This is a genomic window from Halomicronema sp. CCY15110 (assembly GCF_016888165.1).
In the GTDB taxonomy this organism is placed as follows: Bacteria; Cyanobacteriota; Cyanobacteriia; order Phormidesmidales; family Phormidesmidaceae; genus Halomicronema.
In genome coordinates, this window is record NZ_JACSWC010000381.1 from 1 (window position 1) to 1,126 (window position 1,126).

2 protein-coding genes are annotated in these 1,126 nt (G+C 58.9%); both read right to left on the reverse strand.

What is annotated here, in order from left to right; genetic code table 11:
- The coding region (locus tag JUK32_RS18780; RefSeq protein ID WP_204140400.1) for a transposase at positions 1-497 on the reverse strand (497 nt) is incomplete at its 3' end.
- Entirely contained in the window at positions 494-1,093 is a 600-nt protein-coding gene (locus tag JUK32_RS18785) for a helix-turn-helix domain-containing protein (RefSeq protein WP_204140401.1), read from the reverse strand. The genes JUK32_RS18785 and JUK32_RS18780, both read right to left, overlap by 4 nt.
- Positions 1,094-1,126 lie beyond the last annotated feature (33 nt).

Consider the following 1,126-nt stretch of genomic DNA (forward strand, 5'->3'; position numbering starts at 1 on the left):
GTGAAACTGGCGCGTCGCAGCAACTTCCGCATGAGAATGGAGAACCAGATTTCAATTTGATTGAGCCAAGAACAATGTTTGGGGGTGAAATGGACGACCAAGCGGTGCTCCGGATTAGTTAAGAAGGCGGTGCGAGTGGCCATCGACTTCAGGATGCCAGATTGACCTTTCTGTCCTAACGGCGGTGGGTCGGGTTCCAGAGCGGCGGCGAGTCGCACCAACGCTTCTGAGCGATGGGTATTGAGGCAGTCCATGACCAGATGAATTTTGGGGGCATCGGCGATGGGGGCAAGCAGGGCTTGGAGATGGGCGTCTAAATCTTGCTCGGTGCGGGTGTCGCCGACGGTCGCCTGGTCAATGCGTCCGGTGGCCACATTCAAGCTGGCAATCAAGGTTTGAGTGCCATGGCGTTGGTATTCAAACTCCACCCGCACACAGCGCCCGGGTTTCATGTCAATATCCGGCATCACGCGCTCCAAGGCCTGGATGCCGGTCATTTCATCGAGACTGTAGGTGTACTCGCCGCGTTCAGAGCGCTCGGCGGCCTGTTCGTAGACCTGGCAGATGTCTTCGACTTTAGTGGCAAAGTCCGGGTCGGGGGGGGATGAAGCCAGTAACGACTCTGGTGCGGCTTCAGTTCGGCTTCGGCTAACAGACGCCCCACATGGCGACTACTGATACTCGCCACAATACCTTGTTTGACCAGTTCATCGGCTAACTCTCGGGGCGTCCAATGACTCAGGGGGCGTCCATATTGCTCGGGGGGCGCGCAGGCTAACGCATAGAGTTGGGTGATTTGCTCCAGGGTAAAGGTCGCCGGGGCACCCGAGCGTGGCGCATCGGCTAACCGCTCCGCCACTGGCCGTTCAACTCCCTGGAGGGTCTGCCAGCGGCGACGCCAACCGCGACTTGTCTGCTCGGTGATGCCTAACTCCCGCGCAATCTGACCTTGGCTTTCCCCCGCGCTGGCCCGGAGAATAATCTGGGCTCGCAATGCCAGTTGTTGGGGCGTACTCGGTCGCTTCACCAACTGCTCTAGTTCGTGACGCTCGGTTTCACTCACAACGAGGGCGGGAAGGGCGGGACCAGGCATTCGACGTCAGCCTCTAAAACTCACTCCTTAAGG